The sequence below is a fragment of the Pseudomonas sp. N2-3-1-14 genome (genome assembly GCF_041228395.1).
Taxonomy (GTDB): Bacteria; Pseudomonadota; Gammaproteobacteria; order Pseudomonadales; family Pseudomonadaceae; genus Aquipseudomonas.
Genome location: NZ_CP166199.1, coordinates 5,524,155 through 5,546,180, shown reverse-complemented (window position 1 = coordinate 5,546,180; position 22,026 = coordinate 5,524,155). Strand labels below are relative to the sequence as shown.

23 protein-coding genes and 1 pseudogene are annotated in these 22,026 nt (G+C 61.7%); 19 read left to right on the top strand and 5 right to left on the bottom strand.

The genetic code is table 11. The features are described 5' to 3' along the window. Nucleotides 1–12: 12 nt before the first annotated feature. From AB5I78_RS25700 to AB5I78_RS25685, 4 genes are all read left to right on the top strand, one after another. Nucleotides 13–738 (top strand): hypothetical protein, encoded by a 726-nt coding sequence (locus tag AB5I78_RS25700; RefSeq protein WP_370004149.1) that lies wholly within the window; start codon nucleotides 13–15, stop codon nucleotides 736–738. 264 nt (nucleotides 739–1,002) lie between these two features. Beyond that, a complete protein-coding gene (gene mpl / locus AB5I78_RS25695) occupies nucleotides 1,003–2,352 on the top strand; it encodes a UDP-N-acetylmuramate:L-alanyl-gamma-D-glutamyl-meso-diaminopimelate ligase (RefSeq protein ID WP_369302438.1) in 1,350 nt (449 codons plus the stop codon). Next, nucleotides 2,349–2,978, top strand: coding sequence for a flavin prenyltransferase UbiX (gene ubiX / locus AB5I78_RS25690; protein ID WP_003219402.1), 630 nt, complete (start codon nucleotides 2,349–2,351; stop codon nucleotides 2,976–2,978). The genes mpl and ubiX overlap by 4 nt, the downstream gene beginning before the upstream one ends. After that, nucleotides 2,971–3,255, top strand: coding sequence for a YceK/YidQ family lipoprotein (locus tag AB5I78_RS25685; RefSeq protein ID WP_145162504.1), 285 nt, complete (start codon nucleotides 2,971–2,973; stop codon nucleotides 3,253–3,255). Before ubiX ends, AB5I78_RS25685 begins: the two co-directional genes overlap by 8 nt. A 147-nt stretch (nucleotides 3,256–3,402) precedes the next feature. On the opposite strand, the gene AB5I78_RS25680 is transcribed toward AB5I78_RS25685, so the two are convergent. The 3 genes and pseudogenes from AB5I78_RS25680 to AB5I78_RS25670 form a co-directional block, all read right to left on the bottom strand. Next, the gene (locus AB5I78_RS25680) at nucleotides 3,403–4,044 is read right to left on the bottom strand and encodes an oxidoreductase (protein ID WP_106579386.1); all 642 of its coding nucleotides are present in this window, start codon (nucleotides 4,042–4,044) and stop codon (nucleotides 3,403–3,405) included. 29 nt (nucleotides 4,045–4,073) lie between these two features. Next, nucleotides 4,074–5,791: pseudogene (locus AB5I78_RS25675) on the bottom strand (C13 family peptidase). 105 nt (nucleotides 5,792–5,896) lie between these two features. Beyond that, complete coding sequence (locus tag AB5I78_RS25670) at nucleotides 5,897–6,352, bottom strand: MaoC family dehydratase (RefSeq protein ID WP_369302439.1); 456 nt, start codon at nucleotides 6,350–6,352, stop codon at nucleotides 5,897–5,899. Between the two features lie 158 nt (nucleotides 6,353–6,510). On the opposite strand from AB5I78_RS25670, the gene AB5I78_RS25665 reads away from it, so the two are divergent. The 3 genes from AB5I78_RS25665 to AB5I78_RS25655 are packed head-to-tail and all read left to right on the top strand — an operon-like array spanning nucleotide 6,511 to nucleotide 8,193. Continuing rightward, complete coding sequence (locus AB5I78_RS25665; protein ID WP_145162495.1) at nucleotides 6,511–6,864, top strand: CidA/LrgA family protein; 354 nt, start codon at nucleotides 6,511–6,513, stop codon at nucleotides 6,862–6,864. After that, nucleotides 6,861–7,577, top strand: a complete 717-nt coding sequence (locus AB5I78_RS25660) for an LrgB family protein (protein WP_106579382.1) — start codon at nucleotides 6,861–6,863, stop codon at nucleotides 7,575–7,577. Before AB5I78_RS25665 ends, AB5I78_RS25660 begins: the two co-directional genes overlap by 4 nt. Nucleotides 7,578–7,599: 22 nt before the next feature. Beyond that, nucleotides 7,600–8,193 carry an LON peptidase substrate-binding domain-containing protein gene (locus AB5I78_RS25655; protein WP_145162492.1) on the top strand — a complete coding sequence of 198 codons (594 nt, stop codon included), beginning with the start codon at nucleotides 7,600–7,602 and terminating at the stop codon, nucleotides 8,191–8,193. On the opposite strand, the gene AB5I78_RS25650 is transcribed toward AB5I78_RS25655, so the two are convergent. Both AB5I78_RS25650 and AB5I78_RS25645 read right to left on the bottom strand, forming a co-directional pair. Then, nucleotides 8,187–9,503, bottom strand: coding sequence for a bifunctional DedA family/phosphatase PAP2 family protein (locus tag AB5I78_RS25650; protein ID WP_242201779.1), 1,317 nt, complete (start codon nucleotides 9,501–9,503; stop codon nucleotides 8,187–8,189). The two genes, AB5I78_RS25655 and AB5I78_RS25650, sit on opposite strands and share 7 nt — an antisense overlap. A 196-nt stretch (nucleotides 9,504–9,699) precedes the next feature. Beyond that, nucleotides 9,700–10,383: a DNA-3-methyladenine glycosylase gene (locus tag AB5I78_RS25645; RefSeq protein WP_369302440.1), complete on the bottom strand. Its 684-nt coding sequence runs from the start codon at nucleotides 10,381–10,383 to the stop codon at nucleotides 9,700–9,702. A gap of 174 nt (nucleotides 10,384–10,557) precedes the next feature. On the opposite strand from AB5I78_RS25645, the gene AB5I78_RS25640 reads away from it, so the two are divergent. The 12 genes from AB5I78_RS25640 to lipA all read left to right on the top strand — a co-directional run bounded on the left by AB5I78_RS25640 (nucleotide 10,558) and on the right by lipA (nucleotide 21,967). Further along, a complete protein-coding gene (locus AB5I78_RS25640; RefSeq protein ID WP_369302441.1) occupies nucleotides 10,558–11,823 on the top strand; it encodes a glutamate-5-semialdehyde dehydrogenase in 1,266 nt (421 codons plus the stop codon). Beyond that, nucleotides 11,823–12,467 (top strand): nicotinate-nucleotide adenylyltransferase, encoded by a 645-nt coding sequence (gene nadD, locus AB5I78_RS25635; RefSeq protein ID WP_106579377.1) that lies wholly within the window; start codon nucleotides 11,823–11,825, stop codon nucleotides 12,465–12,467. Before AB5I78_RS25640 ends, nadD begins: the two co-directional genes overlap by 1 nt. 69 nt (nucleotides 12,468–12,536) lie before the next feature. Further along, a complete protein-coding gene (gene rsfS, locus AB5I78_RS25630) occupies nucleotides 12,537–13,031 on the top strand; it encodes a ribosome silencing factor (RefSeq protein ID WP_003215432.1) in 495 nt (164 codons plus the stop codon). A 9-nt stretch (nucleotides 13,032–13,040) separates the two neighbouring features. After that, nucleotides 13,041–13,508 (top strand): 23S rRNA (pseudouridine(1915)-N(3))-methyltransferase RlmH, encoded by a 468-nt coding sequence (gene rlmH, locus AB5I78_RS25625; RefSeq protein ID WP_369302442.1) that lies wholly within the window; start codon nucleotides 13,041–13,043, stop codon nucleotides 13,506–13,508. 15 nt (nucleotides 13,509–13,523) lie between these two features. Then, on the top strand, nucleotides 13,524–15,422 hold the full coding sequence (mrdA, locus tag AB5I78_RS25620; protein ID WP_242201786.1) for a penicillin-binding protein 2: 1,899 nt from the start codon (nucleotides 13,524–13,526) through the stop codon (nucleotides 15,420–15,422). A 31-nt stretch (nucleotides 15,423–15,453) separates the two neighbouring features. Next, entirely contained in the window at nucleotides 15,454–16,557 is a 1,104-nt protein-coding gene (gene rodA, locus AB5I78_RS25615) for a rod shape-determining protein RodA (protein WP_057703348.1), read from the top strand. 17 nt (nucleotides 16,558–16,574) lie between these two features. Further along, the gene (gene mltB / locus AB5I78_RS25610; RefSeq protein ID WP_124418530.1) at nucleotides 16,575–17,585 is read left to right on the top strand and encodes a lytic murein transglycosylase B; all 1,011 of its coding nucleotides are present in this window, start codon (nucleotides 16,575–16,577) and stop codon (nucleotides 17,583–17,585) included. Further along, nucleotides 17,585–18,595: a septal ring lytic transglycosylase RlpA family protein gene (locus AB5I78_RS25605; RefSeq protein WP_145162474.1), complete on the top strand. Its 1,011-nt coding sequence runs from the start codon at nucleotides 17,585–17,587 to the stop codon at nucleotides 18,593–18,595. Before mltB ends, AB5I78_RS25605 begins: the two co-directional genes overlap by 1 nt. A 178-nt stretch (nucleotides 18,596–18,773) precedes the next feature. Beyond that, nucleotides 18,774–19,931, top strand: a complete 1,158-nt coding sequence (locus AB5I78_RS25600) for a D-alanyl-D-alanine carboxypeptidase family protein (protein WP_106579372.1) — start codon at nucleotides 18,774–18,776, stop codon at nucleotides 19,929–19,931. An 85-nt stretch (nucleotides 19,932–20,016) separates the two neighbouring features. After that, nucleotides 20,017–20,298 carry a DUF493 domain-containing protein gene (locus tag AB5I78_RS25595; protein ID WP_017136054.1) on the top strand — a complete coding sequence of 94 codons (282 nt, stop codon included), beginning with the start codon at nucleotides 20,017–20,019 and terminating at the stop codon, nucleotides 20,296–20,298. After that, nucleotides 20,298–20,945, top strand: coding sequence for a lipoyl(octanoyl) transferase LipB (lipB, locus tag AB5I78_RS25590; RefSeq protein ID WP_106579371.1), 648 nt, complete (start codon nucleotides 20,298–20,300; stop codon nucleotides 20,943–20,945). Before AB5I78_RS25595 ends, lipB begins: the two co-directional genes overlap by 1 nt. A 2-nt stretch (nucleotides 20,946–20,947) precedes the next feature. After that, the gene (lipA, locus tag AB5I78_RS25585; RefSeq protein ID WP_090401916.1) at nucleotides 20,948–21,967 is read left to right on the top strand and encodes a lipoyl synthase; all 1,020 of its coding nucleotides are present in this window, start codon (nucleotides 20,948–20,950) and stop codon (nucleotides 21,965–21,967) included. Nucleotides 21,968–22,026: the final 59 nt, after the last annotated feature.

The window sequence follows — 22,026 nt, the reverse complement described above, 5'->3', positions numbered from 1 at the left end:
GTGGACGCACACGTGAATGGCTTCAGCGCGCCAGGCCATGCGAGCGGTACCCGCACGCCGGGAGAGGCACCTGATACGCCTGACACACCGGAAATGGCTGATTATCACGCCAGGCATCAAAAAGAATGGCAAGCCCAGAAAGATGCTGGATTGCGAGATAAGTTGTTTGCGCAGCCGACGCCCGGTCGAGTAGAGGGCCAGGAAGTCGAACCGTTTTCTGCACAGGGCCTGGAAGAAAACGCAGTAGAGTTGGTGAAAGCCAGCAGTGCGAAAGCGGACCGCGCGCTTCCACTTCAGCGCAAGGACATTGCAAAAGTCGCCAGCATCACGGCAGCGGTCACAGTACCGCTGTCGACGGTCGGCGTGGTCGTCAGCGGAGCCATTCTGGAGGTTGTAAAACCCCTCATCAGTTCGGCGCAGACGGCGGCCACCGAGCAAAGTGTTCAGGATGGGCGTTTGGTGGATCATAGTCAGAAGAGCGTATTCCTGTTGGCGAATACCTTGGCGGATCTTCGTTCCGAGCCGCATGTACAGCCAGGCTTGGAATGGGTAGCGAAGACAAATGAAGAGCGAATGGATTATCTCGAGGAGATGCTTGATTACATTGAGCCGGCATTTGCCAACGAAGCGCAGAAGCTGAGTATTTCCTTTCAGGCCGCCTCAACCGGGCCGCAAAAGACGACATCAAAAGCCGGGCGCTTGGCTTGGAGTCCAGGATGGCGGCCCTTACCGCATTGATGGGGGCAATGAAAGTCAAGCATAGGGCCAGCGCCGCCTAGGTGAGCGCCGACGTTCCAGGCTCCGAGCCACGGAGCCAGCAATGAAAGACGTGCTGTTGTGTTCGATGGGTTGCGTACTGGCAACCACAGCGTATGCGGCGGCACTTCTTTTTCGGTAAACGCATGTCGGGATTGACCCCCGTCAGCGCTGCACGGCGACAGCTAAAGAGTGCGATTTTCCCCTCCCTGCGCTAACCTGCCTCGATGTTTTACGAGGTCAACCATGCACATTCATATTCTCGGTATTTGCGGCACCTTCATGGGCTCTATGGCGGTTCTGGCCAAAGAGCTGGGCCACCACGTCACCGGCTCCGACGCCAACGTTTACCCGCCCATGAGCACGCAACTGCAGGCCCAGGGTATCGAGTTGACCCAAGGCTACGATCCGTCGCAATTCGACCCGGTGCCAGACCTGGTAGTGATCGGCAACGCCATGGTGCGTGGCAACCCAGCGGTCGAGTACGTACTCAATAAAGGTTTGCCTTATGTCTCCGGCCCGCAGTGGCTGGCGGACCACGTGCTGCAAGGTCGCTGGGTACTCGCGGTGGCCGGCACTCACGGCAAGACCACCACCAGCAGCATGCTCGCCTGGGTGTTGGAACACGCGGGCATGAGCCCAGGCTTTTTGATTGGCGGTGTACCGCAGAACTTCGCGGTATCGGCGCGCCTGGGTGACACGCCGTTCTTTGTGATCGAGGCGGATGAATACGACAGCGCGTTCTTCGACAAACGCTCCAAGTTCGTCCATTACCGCCCGCGCACGGCGATCCTGAACAACCTTGAGTTCGATCACGCCGACATCTTCCCCGATCTGCCGGCCATCGAGCGCCAGTTTCACCACTTGGTGCGCACCATTCCGAGCGAAGGCCTGGTCATCCATCCGACCACCGAGCCGGCGTTGCAGCGCGTGATCGACATGGGTTGCTGGACCCCGGTGCAAACCACCGGCGCGGGCGGGCAGTGGCAGGTCAAGCTGCTCAGCGAAGACGGTTCCAGATTTGAAGTGCTGTTTGAAGGGCAAGCCCAAGGCATCGTCGAGTGGGGCATGACTGGCCAGCACAACGTCGCCAACGCCTTGGTCACCCTGGCGGCCGCGCGACACGTGGGCGTGGTGCCCGCCATGGGCATCGCCGCGTTGAGTGCCTTCAAAAGCGTGAAACGCCGCATGGAGAAAGTCGCCGACGTCAACGGCATTACCATCTACGACGACTTTGCCCACCACCCGACGGCCATTGCCACCACGCTGGATGGCCTGCGCAAGCAGGTCGGCGATGCGCCGATCATTGCCATTGTCGAGCCGCGCTCCAATTCCATGAAGCTGGGCGCGCACCGCGATGGCCTGCCGGAAAGCGTCAACGACGCCGACCAAGTGGTCTGGTATGCGCCGCCCAACCTTGGCTGGGACCTGCCGGGCATTGCAGCGCTGTGCAGCGTGCCCTCAACCGTCTGCGATTCCATCGAGGGCATCATTGAACACGTCAAGTATCAAGCCACGCCGGGTACCCACATCGTGGTGATGAGCAACGGCGGCTTCGGCGGCCTGCATGGCAAGCTGGCCGAGGCGCTGAAATGAGCGGCCCGGAACGCGTCACGCTGGCGATGACCGGTGCCTCCGGCGCGCCCTATGGCCTGCGCCTGCTCGATTGCCTGGTGCGCGAAGACCGCGAGGTGCATTTTTTGATCTCCAAGGCCGCGCAGTTGGTGTTGGCCACCGAAACTGATGTCGCGCTGCCGCCCAAAGTGCAAATGATGCAAGCCTTCCTCACCGAATACACGGGGGCGGCGGCAGGGCAGATCAAGGTTTACGGCAAAGAGGATTGGATGTCGCCCGTGGCCTCAGGCTCCGGAGCGCCGGCGGCGATGGTGGTGGTGCCGTGCTCGACCGGCACCTTGTCGGCGATTGCGACGGGCGCCTGCAACAACTTGATCGAGCGCGCGGCGGACGTGACCTTGAAGGAGCGCCGCCAGCTGATTCTGGTGCCGCGCGAGGCGCCGTATTCGAGTATCCATCTGGAGCACATGCTCAAGTTGTCGAACATGGGCGTGACCATCTTGCCGGCTTCGCCCGGCTTCTATCACCAGCCACAGACCATTGATGACCTGGTGGATTTTGTGGTCGCGCGGATTCTCAACCTGCTGAATATTCCCCAGGACATGCTGCCGCGTTGGGGCGAGCACCATTTGAGCAGCGATGAATAAGGCGCTGCTGGTGATGCTGGCGCTGCAACTGACGGGCTGCGCCACCGCGCGCACGCTCGACGCCGCGCAGCCTGGCGCGCCGGTGGTGTACGCCGGCACACGGCTGGATTTGTATGCGATTAACGGCGGCTGTTGCGCCAAGGACCGGTTTGGCGCTGAAGCGCCGAGCTATCCGCACATCGACCTGCCGGCCAGTGCGTTGCTCGACACGCTGCTGTTGCCGTTGTCGGCGTTGACGGTATTGGGCGTGGGTTTTAATGCAACCGGTGGTCTGTAGCACCGACCTCGCAGGCAACATAAAACCAATGTGGGAGCGGGCTTGCTCGCGAAGGCGGCGTGTCAGTCGATGCCTAAGTTGACTGGTCCACCGCCTTCGCGAGCAAGTCCGCTCCCACCGTTTATTGTGTGCCAGAGCTCAACGACATTACTTGCCGAGTTTGCGTAGCTCATCCGACTCGACCACTCGCACCCCGTCCTGCTCTTCCAGCGCCAGGCGCCACATGGCCCGGGCCAGCTCGCAGACTTCAATGCCGTGGTACTTGCCTGGAATCAGCCGCGACAACGGCCCGGCGAGCTGTTCAGCCAAGCGTGGTTCCAGGCGCTCTCCCAGCAGCAGCGAAGGGCGTGCGATGGTCAGTTGCGGCCAGTCCTGAGCCTTCAACGCCTGTTCCATTTCGCCTTTGACGCGGTTGTAGAAGATCGAGGATTTCGGGTCGGCGCCAATTGCACTGATCACGATCAGGTGCCGCGCGCCCATTTCCCGAGCGCGCTTGGCGAAGGCCACCACCATGTCCAGATCGACGGCGCGAAAGGCCGCTTCGGAGCCAGCCTGTTTGATTGTGGTGCCCAGGCAGCAGAAGGCGATATCGACCTGGCCGCTCAGTTGCGGCAGCAACGCCACTGGGTCACCCACCGGGTTTTCCAGGTGCGGGTGTTCAGCCAGCGGCTTGCGGCTAGGCGCCAGTACGCGGGTCACGGTAGGTTCGTTGAGCAGGCGGTCGAGCAGGTGTTCGCCGGTGAGGCCCGAGGCCCCGGCGAGCAAGATATGTTGTGGTGTCAGGTACATGGTGTTTCCCCCTTGTAACACGTTACAGCTTAGTTGCCTTTGGCTTCCTTGCTATTCATTGAGACGCTTTCGAGCGCCTTTCGTGCCTGCTGTTTACGTAATAACTGCCAATGGGCGATCACGCCTTTGGGCGCCCAGATCTGCGGTTCGGACGCTTCGAAGTTGTCCGCCTGTTCGCGCTCGGCCACGTGCATTTGTGCCAGTTTGAAAGCCTGCTGTAAGTCATCTGTCTGGTTTAAAGCTTGTGCGAAAAGGGCATCGCCAAAGTAGGTGAAGTCCGCTTCCTCGGAGCAGCCAAAGGACACGCGATCGGCACGCGAGGCGGTCATGATCAGCGTCCGCTCATCTTTAAGCGCCGGATAAACCCACCGGAGTAGCAGGCGGAAATCACGATGACCTTGTCGCGGTTTTTCAGGGGGGCGAGCACGGCCGCCAGTTCATCGGCCGGCAGGTCGGCCAGTTCCATGCGCGGTTGGTCGAGCACCAGTTCGTGTTCGTGGGTGCCATGGCTGGTCATGTAGATAAACACCAGGTCTTCCGGCCCCGTGCGCTCGGCAAGGGTTTGCACGGCGCGGCGCAGGCTTTCGCGCGTGGCCAGAGGGCGGTCGGCAATATGGTCGCGGTGGTTGACCAGGCGAATCTGCCCGCGCGCGCCGAAACGGGTGGCGAGCATGTTGCTCACGTAATCGGCTTCGCGCAGGAACACGCTTTGCTTGCCGTCGCCGGCCAGCACCAGGGTGTACAGCTCGACGGCGGGGGTGGAGGCGGGTACGGCGGCAAGGGCGGCATCGAGCAAGCGGCCTTGGGCCAGTATGCCGATTTCCAGCGGGTCGGGCAGCAGCTTGCCGTCGGCGTCGCGCACGCGCATGCCGTTGACCCAGGTGCCGGCCTCTACGGTGCCATCGGTGAGCACGAGGGTGCCCTTGCCTTGATAGCTGTCGCTGTCGAAACCCCCGATATAGAAGCTGCCGTCAGTGAGGTTCAAGCGGCCTTCGCCGGTGAAGCGCCAGTCGCTGAACTGGCCGACATAGTGGCTGCCGTCCACGCCGATCAGCTCGCCTTTGCCGCTGAGGGCGCCTTCCTTGAACTGGCCGATCCACACGTCGCCGTCGGCGTTTTCATAGCGGCCTTTGCCGTTGAGCTGGTTCTGTTTGAACTGGCCGACATAGATGTCGCCGTCGGCGCTGTTGAACGTGCCATTGCCTTCGAGTTGGCCATCGACAAAGTGGCCGCTGAACTGGTTGCCACTGTCGTCGTTACGCTGGCCTTCGCCATTCGGTTTGCCGTGGGCGAACTGGCCCTGGTATTGGCTGCCGTCGGCCAGCTCGAGGCGGCCAAGGCCGGAATATTGATCGTCCTTGAATTCGCCGCGATAGGTCATTTGCCCCTCTTTGAGGGTGCCCTCGCCGTTGCGCCGGCCATTCTTGAAACCACCGACGTAACTGCTGCCCGCCGTGGTCAGGCTGCCCTGGCCATCGAACAGGCCTTGCTTGAACTGACCTTTATAGACCTCGCCGTTACTGCCATGCCATTCACCCTGGCCGTGCCATTGACCTTTGTCGAACTGGCCGGCGTACCAACTGCCGTTGGGGTAGTCGACCCGGCCCTGGCCTTGCAGCAAACCATTGACCACATCGCCCCGGTAACGGCCGCCGTCGGGCAGGCGCGCATCGGGCGGCAACAGCGATTCGCCGTCTCCGCAAGCGGTGAGCAACAGGGCAAGGGCAAGGGGAGCGAGTGGGCGCATAGCGGGATCCGGATAATTGAGCGCCGAGTATGCCGCAGCTGCGAGTTTCATACATAAATTTACATACGCTGTGGTGAGGTTTATATCCCCACCACAGGCGCGGGCTTACACGAAGTAGAGTGACAACGACTCGGCGACGTAAGCCGGTTTTTCCTGCCCTTCGATTTCCAGGGTGGCGGTGGCTTTGAGTAGCCATTGGCCAGGCTTTTTCTCGGTGACGTCATTGAGCGTCACGTTCAGGCGCACCTTGGAGTTGACCTTGACCGGTTGGATGAAGCGCACGCTGTCCAGGCCATAGTTGACCGCCATCTTCAGGCCCTCAGGCACGATCAGAAGGTCTTCCATCAGCTTGGGTATCAGCGACAGCGACAGGAAACCGTGGGCGATGGTGCCGCCGAACGGGGTCTGCGCGGCCTTGACCGGGTCGACGTGGATGAACTGATGATCGCCGGTGGCCTCCGCAAACAGGTTGATACGCGCCTGGTCGATGGTGAGCCATTCGGAACGTCCCAGTTCCTTGCCGACATAATCTTTGAGCTGCGCTACGGGTACATAGGGCATTGCGACTCTCCTTGGTTCATCGTTTTTATAGGTGGGCCAAATCCAGGGTAGATCATCATGGGCAACCCACCCGGTCAACCCACCATGCTTTTGGCGAATGCCGAAGCATAGAGCCGGCGTGCTTATAATGCGGGCGGGTTTTGAGGGGGAGATAAGCGATGCTGTTAAGGGGCCTGACATGGCTGGTGCTGTTTCAATTGATCGGCACCGCGATCAACCATTTGCTGGTGCCGGTGCTGCCTGGGCCGATCATCGGCTTGCTGCTGATGCTGGGCTTTCTGATCTGGCGCGGTGAAGTCGGCGAGCCCTTGAGCCTGGCCGCCAGCAGCCTGTTGCGTTATTTGCCATTGCTGCTGGTGCCGCCGGCCGTGGGCGTGATGGTGTACGCCAGGGACATCGCCGCCGACTTCTGGGCTATCGTCGGCGCGCTGGTGTTGTCGCTGGTGATCGCCATGGGCTTTGTCGGCGTGCTGATGCAGCAGATGGTCAAGCGCAAGGAGAAGGATCAATGACCTTCGATTGGCAAGGCGCATGGACGGCGGTCATTCATCACCCTCTGTTCGGCATCGGTATCACCCTTGGTGCCTATCAACTGGTGTTGGCGGCTTTCGAGAAAACCCGCTGGATCTTCCTGCAGCCGGTGCTGGTGTCCATGCTGCTGGTGATCGGCGTATTGCTCAGTTGTGGCCTGACTTACGTCGAGTACCGCAAAAGCACCGAGATCATGGGCATCCTGCTCGGCCCGGCGACCGTGGCCCTGGCGGTGCCGCTGTTTCTGAACCTGCGGCGGATCCGCCAATTGTTCTGGCCGATTTTTACTACGCTGGTGGTAGGTGGCGTGTTGGCCACTGGCCTGTGTGTGCTGCTGGGCTGGTGGTTTGGCGCTGAGCATAGGATGCTGATGACCATGGCGCCCAAGTCGGTGACTTCGCCGATTGCCATGCTGGTGGCCGAGCAGATCGGTGGCGTGGCGGCCCTGGCGGCGGTGTTTGTGTTGATCACCGGGGTGGTCGGCGCGATGATCGGCCCGGCGTACCTGTCGCGCCTGGGCGTGCACAGCCCCGAAGCGCGCGGCATGGCCCTGGGCATGACCGCCCATGCGGTCGGCACCTCGGTCGCGCTGCAGGAAAGCGAAGAGTGCGGCGCCTTCGCGGCGTTGGCCATGAGTCTGATGGGCGTGGCCACGGCGGTGTTCCTGCCGCTGGCCGTGTCCGTGATCGTTTAAACCGGGTTTGAAGGAAACCTCTATGAGTCTGGCGCTGTTCCCGCTCAATACCGTGCTGTTCCCTGGCTGCACCCTCGACTTGCAACTGTTCGAGGCGCGCTACCTGGACATGATCAGCCGCTGCATGAAAAAGGGCGAAAGCTTCGGCGTGGTGTGCATCTTAAGCGGCAGGGAAGTGGGCATGGCCCCGGACGGCTACGCGCTGATCGGCTGTGAAGCGCTGATTCGCGACTTCAAGCAACAGGACAACGGCCTGCTGGGGATTCGCGTCGAAGGCGGGCGCAGGTTCCGCGTGCGTGATACCGGCGTGCAGAAGGACCAGCTGCTGGTCGCCGAGGTGCAGTGGCTCGAAGAGCTGCCGGATCAACCGCTGGAAGAAGAGGACGCCGACCTGCTGGCGTTGCTCCAGGCGCTGGCTGAACATCCGATGGTTGCCTCGCTGGACATGGGCACCCACGCCGATGGCCAGCAAGCCTTGGGTAACCAGCTGGCCTATCTGCTGCCGTTCACCGAGGCCGACAAGATCGACCTGCTGCAACTCGACGACCCGCAGCAACGCCTGGATGCCATCCAGATGTTGCTCGACGAGTTGCAGGGCGAGCTCTTCACTCAGTAGGCGTAGCGCAGCAGGGCGTGCGGGGTGCCGGTCAGGGCGATAAAACTCATGAGCGCCACCAGCACCGGCAGCAGCAGCCACCAGGTCTTGCGCGGCATGGCCGGCAGCGGGCTTTGATACTGGGTGACGGTCAGGCTGAACGCACACACCGTCATCGCCAGCAACGTGCCGGCCAGGATGTCCGTGGGCCAATGCGCGCCGAGATAGACGCGCGATAGCGCAATGAAGGCCGCCGGAATACAGCCCAGCAGCATCCAGGTCAGGCGCAATCTTGTGGGTTGGCCGCGACCGGCCAGTACCGCCAGCGCCAGGAAAAACGCAAATGCGCCGGAGGCGTGGCCGCTGGGCATGCTGAAACTGGTCAGCGGGTCGGTGAGGATTTCCGGCCGGCCACGGGCGAAAAACAGCTTGGTGCCGGTGTTGATCACCGCCGCGCCGGCCAGCGTCGCGCCGACGAACACCGCATGACGCCACTGCCGAGCCAGCAGCAACAAACCGGTGAAGATGGCGCTGGCGACAAACATCTTCCTGAACTCACCCAGCTGGGTGATCCGCACCATCACCTCGTCCAGCCAGGGGCTACGGTGTTCCTGCACCAGTGCGCTCAAACCTTGATCAAAATCATTGAGGTGCGGGTAGCCAATGAACAGGGCGATCAACAACGTCAGGCTGGCGCAACCCATCCACAAGGTGGCGCGACGATGGCCGCGCAGGCTGCTGTTCAAGCTCAGGCCCAGCAACACCGCCAGGCAGGCCGCGACGATACCTGCCTGCGGCCAGAAAGCGGCCGGCAGTGGCAGGCGAAAGGCCGCGCCGGTGGCCCAGCCCGGCAGCAGATAGGCCACCGACCAGCCGGCCGCCGCCAACACGCTCACGGCGGCAAAGCGCGGGAAGGGCATGTCGCACATCCCGGCCACCATCGGCAGCATCGGGCGCAACGGGCCGATGAAACGTCCTACCAACAGGCTGGCGATGCCGTACTTGTGGAAGTAGGTTTCTGCGCCGTTCATCCATTCAGGATGGTGGCGCAGGCCGGGCAAGCGTCGGATGTTCTGATGGAAATGTCGGCCCAGGTAGTAGGAAACCCCGTCGCCCAGCAAGCCGCCGAGGAAACCCAGCAACAGGGTTTCACTCAAGGACAGCGCGCCACTGCCGGCGAGCGCCGCAATGGCAAACAGCAACACCGTGCCCGGCACGATCAGCCCGGCGATGGCCAGGCATTCCACGCACGCGACGATAAACACCGCGACGGCCAGCCATTGCGGGTTCAGGGTCAGCCAGCCGGTAATGCTATCGAGCCATTGGCCCATACAATCAACTCCATATCTGTATTGCGAAACCTGAGACAGTGAAGATCAATTGTGGGAGCTGGCTTGCTCGCGAATGCGGTGTCTCAGTGAAGTAATCCGCCGCTGACACACCGCATTCGCGAGCAAGCCCGCTCCCACATTGGAGCTGCTGTGTGGCTGGTATCAATGACCCGCGCGAGCAGCAGTCTCAGTCTGTTCAAACCAAAAAGTAATCGCGGCCTTCGACCTGGCCCCGGCGCAGCGGGTTCCGGGTGCAATACGGTGCATAGCCCGCGTCCACAAAACGGTACATCAAATGTTCATCACGCCCGCTGGGGATGCCCAGGCGCGTGGTCTGGATGATCTGCGACGGCGCCTGGCCGACGTCTTCAACGTAGAGCAGTTCCTGGTCAAAACGCTTGGCATCCCACATCGGCACTTTCAATCCCAAGGCTTTGCACAGCAGCGTCTGGCCCGCACAGAGTTTCTGCGCGGGGCGAGGGTGGCCGTTGGCGTCGGGGTTGTTCAGCAGCATCTGCGCCAGGCTCGCCGGGCCGGAGATCTCATCGACCCACGGATACGCCGATTTGATCAGCACGGCATTGCCTGGCCCCTGGGCGCTGAAGTTCAGCGAATCGCCGCCACGGGCGTAGTACATGTAGATGTGCCCGCCATCCAGAAACAAAGCCTTACGCTTTTCTGTGTAGCCGAGCGACGCGTGACTGCCTTTTTCGGCCACGTAATAGGCTTCGGTTTCAATAATTCGCGCTGAAAGCCAGATATCGCCCACGCGGTGGCGTATGACTTTTCCGAGTAATTCGCGCGCGAGGATTTGCGCGTCACGGTCGAAGAAGCTGTCGGGCAGGGCGCTGGCGGGGAGCAGAGGGGCAAAACTGGACATGGCGATCAGGGTTAATGCGGCTAAATGTGACGGAATAATAACAACTCCCACCTTAATTACCGCTGAACCCCAAGTTTTTACAGTTCATTTCGACCATCCGCCCCTCACCGCTGTCAGTCGGGCGGCGTCACAGCTATAATCTGCCGCTTTCCTCTTTGCCAAGACTCCCTGACCATGACTGAGTCCGTTCTTGACTACATGACCCGCCTGGGTCGCGCTGCCCGGCAGGCCTCGCGGTTGATCGCCCGTGCGAGTACTGCGCAGAAGAACCGTGCCCTGTTGGCCGCCGCCGATGCTCTGGATGCTTCGCGCTCCGAGCTGGCCGCCGCCAATGAACTGGATCTGGCCAATGGCCGCGCCAATGGCCTGGAGCCAGCCCTGCTCGACCGCCTGGCGCTGACCCCGGCGCGTATCGACGACATGATCGAAGGCCTGCGTCAGGTGGCCAAGCTGCCTGACCCCATCGGTGAAATCCGCGACATGCGTTACCTGCCGTCCGGTATCCAGGTCGGCAAAATGCGCGTGCCCCTGGGCGTGATCGGCATCATCTATGAGTCGCGCCCGAACGTGACCATCGACGCCGCGAGCCTGTGCCTCAAGTCGGGCAACGCTACGATCCTGCGTGGCGGTTCCGAGGCGATTAATTCCAACCGCGCCATCGCCGCCTGCATTCAGCAGGGCTTGGCCGTGGCCGAGTTGCCGGCTGAAGTGGTGCAAGTGGTGGAAACCACCGACCGTGCCGCCGTTGGCGCGCTGATCACCATGCCGGAATTTGTCGACGTGATCGTGCCGCGCGGTGGCAAGAGCCTGATCGAGCGCGTGAGCCGCGATGCCAAGGTGCCAGTGATCAAGCACCTGGACGGCGTGTGCCACGTGTACATCGACATCGCCGCCGACATCGACAAGGCGATCCGCATCGCCGACAACGCCAAGACCCACCGCTATGCCCCGTGCAACACTATGGAAACCCTGCTGGTGCACGTCGGCATTGCCGATCGCGTGCTGCCGCCGCTGGCTGCCATCTACCGTGACAAGGGCGTGGAACTGCGCGGTTGTGAGCGTACCCGTGCGCTGTTGGGCGCGGACGTGATCGAGGCGACAGAGCAGGACTGGTACACCGAGTACACGGCGCCGATCCTGTCGATCCGCATCGTCGACGACCTGGACCAGGCCATCGAGCACATCAATAAATACGGCTCCAAGCACACCGATGCCATTGTTTCCGAGCATTTCAGCGATGCCCGGCGTTTCCTCAACGAAGTGGATTCCGCTTCGGTGATGGTCAACGCCTCGACGCGTTTTGCCGACGGCTTCGAATATGGCCTGGGGGCGGAAATCGGCATCTCCACCGACAAGCTCCACGCACGCGGCCCGGTTGGCCTTGAAGGCCTGACCAGCGAGAAGTACGTGGTGTTCGGCGACGGTCACGTGCGCACTTGATGGCTAAACGCATCGGGCTGCTCGGCGGTACCTTCGACCCCGTGCACATCGGCCATTTGCGCAGTGCCCTGGAAGTGGCGGACGCCCTCGCGCTGGATGAGCTGCGGGTGATGCCCAACGCGCGGCCGCCGCATCGCGATACGCCGCAGGTATCACCGCAACAACGCCTGGAGATGGTGCGCCTGGCGGTAGACGGCATTGCGCCGCTGGTGGTGGACGACCACGAGCTCAAGCGCGATAAACCGTCCTACACTGTCGATACCCTGGAACTGATGCGTGCCGAGTTGGCCGCAGACGACCAGTTGTTTCTGCTTTTGGGCTGGGACGCATTTTGCGGCCTGCCCTCTTGGCATCGCTGGGAGGAACTCCTCCAGCATTGCCACATCCTGGTTTTGCAACGCCCGGATGCCGACAGCGAACCGCCGGATGCCTTGCGCAACCTGCTGGCCGCGCGGTCGGTAAGTGACCCCTTGGCCCTGACCGGGCCAAACGGGAATATTGCATTCGTCTGGCAGACCCCGCTTGCGGTGTCCGCCACCCAGATCCGTCAACTGCTGGCCAGCGGGAAGTCGGTACGTTTCCTGGTGCCTGACGCGGTCCTGGCCTACATCGATGCGCACGGGCTTTACCGTGCGTCGAACTGAAAAGGCGCGTTTGATCGCACGCACAGTCGTGCAGCAAGCGCCCGAACATACGAGCAAAACGAGTTTTATATGACGAACAAAGACGTAAGCAAAGTTAAGCGCAAAGGCACTTTCAAAAGCGCCCCGCTGCCAGTTGAAGCGCACACCGGCCCTGAGCTGGCTGGCGAAGAGCTGGTAAAAGTCGCCGTGGCTGCCCTGGAAGACGTTAAGGCCCAGGACATCCAGGTGCTGGACGTGCGCGACAAGCAAAGCATCACCGACTTCATGATCATCGCCACCGGTACCTCCAACCGCCAGATCGGCGCGATGCTCGACAAGGTTCGCGAAGCCGTCAAAGCCCAAGGCGTGAAGCCGCTGGGTGAAGAAGGCAAGGGCGACAGCGACTGGGTGCTGCTGGACATGGACGACGTGATCGTTCACATGATGACGTCCAACGCCCGTCAGTTCTACGACCTGGAGCGTCTGTGGAAAGGCGCCGAGCAGAGCCGTGCTGCTGATGGCAAGCACCACAGCCCGGAAGTGGGCCACGCGCACTTCGACAAGCTCAACAAAGACCAGGAATAAGGAACGGCTGTGCGCCTGCGTCTGATCGCTGTCGGTTCACGCATGTCCAAGTGGGTGGAAGAAGGTTGGCACGAATATGCCAAGCGTCTGCCCGCTGAGCTGTCGCTGGAACTGGTGGAAATACCGCTCAACACCCGGGGCAAGAATGCCGACGTGGCGCGCTTTATCCGTCAGGAAGGCGAAGCCATGCTGGCCAAGGTCGGCCCCAACGAGCGCATCGTCACCCTCGAGGTGCACGGCAAGCCCTGGAGCACCGAGCAATTGGCGGTGGAGCTGGATCGCTGGCGCCTGGATTCGCGCACGGTCAACTTCATGGTCGGCGGCCCCGAAGGGCTGGCGCCGGAAGTCTGTGCGCGGGCGGACCAGCGCTGGTCGCTGTCAGCGCTGACGCTGCCGCACCCGTTGGTAAGGATTCTGATCGGTGAACAGCTGTATCGCGCCTGGACAGTTCTGTCCGGGCACCCTTACCACAAATAATCTGCGCCCCTGCCGATGACCCAGCCGATCCGCATCAAGGACCACGAGAAAGACGCACGTCTGGTACGCGCGCGGGTCGTGTTCGGCGCCTTTCTGGTGGTGGGGCTGATCGGTGTGCTGATTGCGCGCCTGTATTTCCTGCAGGTGATCCAGTACGACTATCACTCCACGCTGTCGGAAAATAACCGGGTGCATGTGCAGCCGATTCCGCCGACCCGTGGGCTGATTTTCGACCGCAATGGCGTGGTGGTGGCCGATAACCGGCCCAGCTTCAGCCTGAGCATGACCCGCGAGCGTTCCGGTGACTGGCAGCAAATCCTCGACGTGATCGTCGAGGTGCTGCAACTGACGCCGGAGGACCGGGTGATCTTCGAAAAACGCATGAAGCAGGGGCGCCGGCCATTCGAGCCGGTGCCGATCCTGTTCGAGCTGACCGAAGAGCAGATTGCGCGAATCGCCGTGAACCAGTTCCGCCTGCCCGGTGTGGAAGTGGTGGCGCAGTTGGTGCGGCATTACCCGCAAGGGCCGCACTTTGCCCACTCCGTCGGTTACATGGGGCGCATCAACGAAAAAGAGCTGAAAAGCCTCGATCCGGTGAATTACAGCGGCACCCACCATATTGGTAAAACCGGCATCGAGCGTTTCTACGAGCCGGAGCTGCATGGCCAGGTGGGTTACGAGGAAGTCGAGACCAACGCCCGCGGCCGCGTGCTGCGCGTGCTCAAGCGCACCGACCCGGTGCCGGGCAAAGACATCGTGTTGAGCTTGGACATCAAGTTGCAGGAAGCGGCCGAAATGGCCCTGGGTGGCCGGCGTGGCGCGGTAGTGGCACTGGACCCGAGAACCGGCGAAGTGCTGGCGATGGTCAGTCAGCCAAGCTTCGACCCCAACCTGTTCGTCACCGGGATCAGCTTCAAGGCCTACGCCGAGCTGCGTGATTCCATCGACCGGCCGCTGTTCAACCGCGTGCTGCGCGGGTTGTATCCGCCGGGCTCGACCATCAAGCCGGCGGTGGCGATTGCCGGCCTGGATTCGGGCGTGGTCACCGCGTCAAGCCGTGTGTTCGACCCGGGCTACTACATGCTGCCCAACTACGATCACAAATACCGTAACTGGAACCGCACCGGTGACGGCTATGTCGACCTGGACACCGCGATCATGCGCTCCAACGACACCTATTTTTACGACCTGGCCCACAAGCTGGGCATCGACCGGCTGTCTGCCTACATGGGCAAGTTCGGCCTGGGTCAGAAAGTCTCCCTGGACATGTTCGAAGAATCCCCCGGCCTGATGCCGTCGCGGGAGTGGAAACGCGCAACCCGTCGCCAGGCCTGGTTCCCGGGCGAAACCCTGATTCTTGGTATCGGCCAGGGTTACATGCAGGCAACGCCTTTGCAGCTGGCGCAGGCCACGGCGCTGGTTGCCAACAAAGGCATCTGGAACCGTCCGCACCTGGCCAAGACCATCGAAGGCGAGAAGCCTGTGGATGAAAACCCGATTCCCGACATCGTGCTGCGTGACCCGTCCGACTGGACCAAGGTCAACCACGGCATGCAGCAAGTGATGCACGGCGCCCGGGGCACCGCGCGCAAAGCGGCGGCCGGCGCGCAATACCGCATCGCCGGCAAGAGTGGTACTGCGCAGGTGGTCGCGATCAAGCAGGGCGAGAAATACGACCGCTCCAAGGTTCAGGAACGCCACCGCGACCACGCCTTGTTCGTCGGTTTTGCCCCGGCAGACGACCCGAAAATCGTCGTGGCGGTGATGGTCGAAAACGGCGAGTCCGGCTCCGGCGTGGCTGCGCCCGTGGTGCGCCAGATCATGGACGCCTGGCTGTTGGCCGACGACGGCCGGCTCAAGCCCGAATATGGCGGCCCCCCTTCAAGCACCGAGGTTACGGCCCGTGAAGAGTAATTTTGACCGCATCCTCTCCAGCGAGGATGTGATGCGTCGCCGCGCGACGTTATTGCAGCGCATGCACATTGATGGCCCGTTGCTGATCCTGCTGCTGACCTTGGCGGCCGGCAGCCTGTTCGTGCTGTATTCGGCCAGCGGCAAGAACTGGGACCTGCTGATCAAGCAGGCGTCGTCGTTCGGCCTGGGCCTGTTGTCGATGGTGGTGATCGCCCAGCTCGAACCGCGTTTCATGGCGCGCTGGGTGCCGCTTGGTTATGTCGCTGGCGTATTGCTGCTGGTGGTGGTGGACGTGATGGGCCACAACGCCATGGGCGCGACGCGCTGGATCAACATTCCAGGGGTGATTCGCTTCCAGCCGTCGGAATTCATGAAGATTTTGATGCCGGCAACCATCGCCTGGTATTTGTCCAAGCGCACCTTGCCGCCGCAGCTCAAGCACGTGGGCATCAGCCTGATCTTGATTGGCGTGCCGTTCATCCTGATCGTGCGCCAGCCCGACCTCGGCACCTCGTTGCTGATACTCGCGGGCGGTGCGTTCGTGCTGTTTATGGGCGGCTTGCGCTGGCGCTGGATCCTCAGCGTGCTCGCGGCCGCCATCCCCGTGGCCGTGGCCATGTGGTTCTTCTTTATGCACGACTACCAGAAGCAACGGATCCTGACGTTCCTCGACCCGGAGAGTGACCCGCTGGGCACCGGCTGGAACATCATCCAGTCCAAGGCCGCCATCGGTTCCGGCGGAGTATTTGGTAAGGGCTGGTTACTGGGCACGCAGTCGCACCTGGACTTTTTGCCCGAAAGCCACACCGACTTCATCATTGCCGTGATGGGCGAAGAGTTCGGCCTGGTAGGCATTTGCGCGCTGTTGCTGATTTATCTGCTGTTGATTGGTCGCGGGCTGGTGATCACCGCGCAGGCGCAGACGCTGTTCGGCAAACTGCTCGCCGGCAGCCTGACCATGACTTTTTTTGTTTACGTTTTCGTCAACATCGGTATGGTCAGTGGCCTGCTGCCGGTGGTTGGGGTGCCGTTGCCGTTCATTAGCTACGGCGGAACTTCGCTGGTGACATTGCTGTCAGCGTTTGGGGTTTTGATGTCGATTCACACGCATCGCAAGTGGATCGCACAGGTTTGAATAAGGTGAAGATGTCAATGCAAGTAATGCGCGGCTGGGCGACTCGGCATGCGTCCTGGATGAGCCTGATTGGGCTGCTGGGCGCGACGCAAGAGGCGCAGGCCGGTGACTACGATGGCTCACCCCAGGTCGCCGAATTTGTCGGTGAAATGACCCGCGACTACGGTTTCGCCGGTGAACAGCTGATGGGCGTGTTCCGCGAAGCCCAGCGCAAGCAGGCGATCCTTGATGCGATCTCGCGTCCCGCCGAGCGCGTCAAACAGTGGAAAGAATACCGTCCGATGTTCCTCACCGACGCCCGCGTGGCGCGGGGTGTGGACTTCTGGCGCCAGCATGAAGCCGCGCTGGCCCGCGCCGAGCAGGAGTACGGCGTGCCGGCCCAGGTTATCGTCGCGATCATCGGCATTGAAACCTTTTACGGGCGCAATACCGGCAGTTACCGGGTGATTGACGCCTTATCAACTCTGGGCTTCGATTACCCGCCGCGCGCCGAGTTCTTCCGCAAGGAGCTGCGCGAATTCCTGCTGCTGGCCCGCGAAGAACAAGTCGACCCGCTGACCCTCAAGGGCTCCTACGCCGGTGCGATGGGCTTGCCGCAGTTCATGCCGAGCAGCTTCCGTGCTTACGCGGTGGATTTTGACGGCGACGGCCACATCAATATCTGGAGCAATCCGGATGACGCCATTGGCAGCGTGGCCAGCTACTTCAAGCGCCATGGCTGGGTGTCCGGCGAGCCGGTGGTGATCCGGGCCGATGTTACCGGGGAGCGCGCCGACGAAGGTTTGACCCAGGGAATCGAGCCGGTCAAGACCGTCGGGGAGTTGCGAGCCCTGGGCTGGTCGAGTCAGAATGCGCCACGCGATGATATGCCGGTGACGGCGTTCCGCCTGGAAGGCGAAAACGGCCCGGAATACTGGATGGGCCTGAAGAATTTTTACGCAATCACGCGTTATAACCGCAGTGTGATGTACGCCATGGCCGTGCATCAGCTGTCAGACATGCTGGTCCAAGCACGGGGCAACAAGTAATGCGGGCATCGCCGTTCAATAAACCGCTCAAGCTGGTGGCGTTTGCCGCGTTGTCCTTGCTGGTTGTCAGTTGCTCTTCCACCACCACCAAAAGCCGCGCGCCGGCGCAGAAGAGCGGTGGCGGTATCGTCCGCGCCCAGCCGGGCCTGGACATCAACCGCGCGCACAAAGACGGCGCGCCGTGGTGGGATGTCGACGTGTCGAAAATCCCGGATGCCACGCCGACCCTGCACACCGGGCCTTACAAGGCCAACCCGTATACCGTGTTGGGCAAGAATTACTTCCCGCTGCAGGATTCCAAGACCTACGTCCAATCGGGCACGGCGTCCTGGTACGGCACCAAGTTCCATGGCCAGAACACCGCCAACGGCGAGGTCTATGACCTGTACGGCATGAGCGCGGCCCACAAGACACTGCCGCTGCCCAGCTACGTACGCGTGACCAACCTGGACAACAACCGCACGGTGATCCTGCGGGTCAACGACCGTGGGCCGTTCTATTCGGACCGGATCATCGACTTGTCCTACGCCGCCGCGAAGAAACTCGGTTACGCCGAAATCGGCACCGCGCGCGTCAAAGTCGAAGGCATCGACCCGGCGCAGTACTGGGCCCAGCGTGGCAAACCGGCGCCGTTGATGCTCAACGAGCCGCAAACGCCACAGCCGCAAGTGACCGCGTCAACCGGCAAGATCGAACAGTGGACACCGCCACCGGCGCAGCACGCACCGGACACGGTGGTCGTGCCGCACGCAGCACCGGGCGCTTCCACGGTGGGCGGTCAGTACCTGCAGGTCGGCGCTTTCGCCAACCCCGATGCGGCAGAACTGTTAAGGTCCAAGCTGAGCAGCATGGTCAATGCGCCGGTTTTCATCAGCTCCATCGTGCGTAACCAGCAGACCCTGCACCGTGTGCGCATGGGGCCAATTGGTTCGCCAAGTGAAGTGGCGCAAGTACAGAACAGCGTGCGCCTGGCCAACCTGGGGCAACCCAGCGTGGTCACCGCCGAATAAGAAAGATTGATGGCTCAGGCGCGTGCGCGGGTCTGGGCCCTGGTTGTTGGCTCGTTGAACAATAAAAACCCAGGGGCAAGGGGTGAGCGGGCAACCGAACACGTGACAGTCTGGCAGCGGGCTGTCTGAATAGTTTTGCCCGCGAGGGCAAGTTTCCATAAGCAATTTCGAGAGACGGATGAACATCACCACCTTAGCCAAACGCACGTGCCTGCTTCTTTCGCTGATCATCACCCCGGCCGCCTGGGCGGTTGAAATGGTGCCGGCTTCCCCGCAACTGGCCGCCAAGGCCTGGGTCCTCATGGATGCCGCCAGCGGCAACGTGCTGGTCGAGAACAACGGTGACCAGCGCCTGCCACCCGCGAGCCTGACCAAGCTGATGACGGCGTACATCGCGACCCTGGAAATCCGTCGCGGCCAGATCGGCGAAAACGACCCGGTTACCGTCAGCGAAAACGCCTGGCGTACCGGCGGTTCGCGGATGTTCATCAAGGTGGGTTCGCAGGTGACTGTCAGCGACCTGCTGCACGGCATCATCATCCAGTCCGGTAACGACGCCAGCGTGGCCTTGTCCGAGCACATCGCCGGCAGCGAAGACGCCTTTGCCGACATGATGAACAAGACGGCCGGCGACCTGGGCATGACCAACAGCCACTTCATGAACCCGACCGGTCTGCCGAACCCGGAGCACTACTCGTCGGCTCACGACATGGCGCTGCTGGCGCGCGCGATCATCCGCGTCGACCCGGTGCACTACGCGATCTACTCCCAGAAGGAGTTCTTCTGGAACAACATCAAGCAGCCTAACCGCAACCTGCTGCTGTGGCGCGACAAGACCGTCGATGGCCTGAAAACCGGCCACACCGACGAAGCCGGCTACTGCATGGTGTCGTCTGCGGTACGTGACGGCCAGCGCCTGATCGCCGTGGTCTTCGGTACTAACAGCGAGCAGGCCCGTGCGGCCGAGACGCAAAAGCTGCTGACCTACGGTTTCCGCTTCTTCGAAACCCAGACCTTCTACCAGAAGGGTGCTGAGCTGGCTCAAGCCCCGGTATGGAAAGGCGCTACCCACCAAGTCAAAGCCGGCCTGGCTGATGACCTGACGTTGACCATGCCTAAAGGCCAGCTGAAAAAGCTCGCTGCCAGCATGACCATGAACCCGCAATTGGTTGCGCCAATCGCCAAGGGTGACGTTATCGGTAAAGTCGAAGTGAAGCTGGACGATAAGGTGGTGCACAGCGCCGACCTGATCGCGCTGGACGCCGTCGACGAAGGTGGTATCTTCCGCCGCGTGTGGGATAGCATCCGTCTATTCTTCTACAGCTTGTTCAACTGATAAGTGTGCACCTGCAAAGCCCCGCGTCGACCTGACGCGGGGCTTTGCCCGTCGCCACGGCTTACGCTTACGAGGCCGTTACGCCATGACCGATAAAGAAGTAGAAGTAAAGGCGCCAAAGATCGAATTCCCTAACGTGGACTATCCCGTCAAGGTGATCAGCGATACGGGTGTGGGCAACAAAGACAAGATTCTGGAGATCGTGCGTAAACACGCGACGATCAACGACAACCGTGTGGACGAGCGTTTGAGCTCCAACGGCAAGTACACCACGATCCAGTTGCACATCGTTGCGACCGGTCAAGACCAGCTCTACGACATCAACAGCGAACTGCGGGCCACCGGCTTCGTGCACATGGTGCTGTGATGTCTCAGGTCCTGGGCTTTCGCGAGCTCGGCCAGATGGCCTACGAGCCGGTCTGGCATGCCATGCAGCGCTTCACCAACGAGCGCGGTAGCTCGGCCCCGGATGAAATCTGGCTGGTGGAACATCCGCCGGTATTCACCCAGGGCCAGGCTGGCAAGGCCGAGCATCTGCTGCTGCCGGGGGATATTCCGGTGGTGCAGGTCGACCGAGGTGGTCAAGTGACTTACCATGGGCCGGGTCAGCTTGTTGCTTATCTCTTGCTGGACGTGCGCAAGCTGGGTTTTGGCGTACGTGACCTGGTGAGCCGCATGGAAGCTTGCCTGATCGAGCTGTTGGCCAGTTACGGCGTGAGCGCCGCGGCCAAGCCCGATGCACCCGGTGTGTATGTGGACGGCGCGAAAATCGCATCCCTCGGTTTACGGATCCGCCACGGTTGTTCCTTTCATGGCCTGGCCCTGAACGTGGACATGGACCTGGCGCCATTCGGGCGCATCAACCCGTGCGGTTATGCAGGGTTGGCGATGACCCAACTGAGCGATCACGCCACACCGATTAAATTTGCCGAGGTAAGTGCCCGGCTGCGTGCGCAGCTCGTCAAACACCTCGACTATGCTGAGCAGACGACCCTTACGGGCGGAATCGACTGATTATGACTACTGATGCAGTGCAAACCATGATCCCGACGCTGGACATCACCGAGCGTCCGGCCCCGCGTGCCAAGGTGGAAGCCGGCGTCAAGCTGCGCGGCGCCGAGAAGGTTGCACGCATCCCGGTCAAGATCATCCCGACCACCGAACTGCCGAAAAAACCTGACTGGATCCGCGTGCGCATCCCGGTTTCGCCGGAAGTCGACCGTATCAAGGCCCTGCTGCGCAAACACAAGCTGCACAGCGTGTGCGAAGAGGCGTCCTGCCCGAACCTGGGCGAATGCTTCTCCGGCGGCACCGCCACCTTCATGATCATGGGTGACATCTGCACCCGTCGTTGCCCGTTCTGCGACGTTGGCCACGGCCGGCCGAAGCCTCTGGACGTCAACGAGCCGGAAAGCCTGGCCATCGCCATCGCCGACCTGAAACTCAAATACGTGGTAATCACCTCGGTAGACCGCGACGACCTGCGTGACGGCGGTGCCCAGCACTTTGCCGACTGCATTCGCGAGATCCGCAAGTTGTCGCCGAACGTGATGCTCGAAACCCTGGTGCCGGACTACCGTGGCCGTATGGACGTCGCGCTGGAAATCACCGCGGCCGAGCCACCGGATGTGTTCAACCACAACCTGGAAACCGTGCCACGCCTGTACAAGGCCGCGCGCCCAGGCTCGGACTACCAGTGGTCGCTGACCCTGCTGCAGAAATTCAAGCAGATGATGCCGCACATCCCGACCAAATCCGGCCTGATGCTGGGCCTGGGCGAGACCGACGAAGAAGTGATCGAAGTCATGAAGCGCATGCGCGAACACGACATCGACATGCTGACCCTCGGTCAGTACCTGCAGCCGTCGCGCAGCCACTTGCCGGTGCAGCGTTTTGTGCACCCGGACACCTTCGCCTGGTTCGCTGAGGAAGGTTACAAAATGGGCTTCAAGAACGTGGCGTCCGGCCCGCTGGTGCGTTCCTCGTACCACGCTGACGAGCAGGCCAAGCTGGTCAAGGCTAGCCTGGTTTCGTAATAACGATGTGCGCAACACCGCAGATCCAATGTGGGAGCGGGCTTATGTAGGAGTGGGCT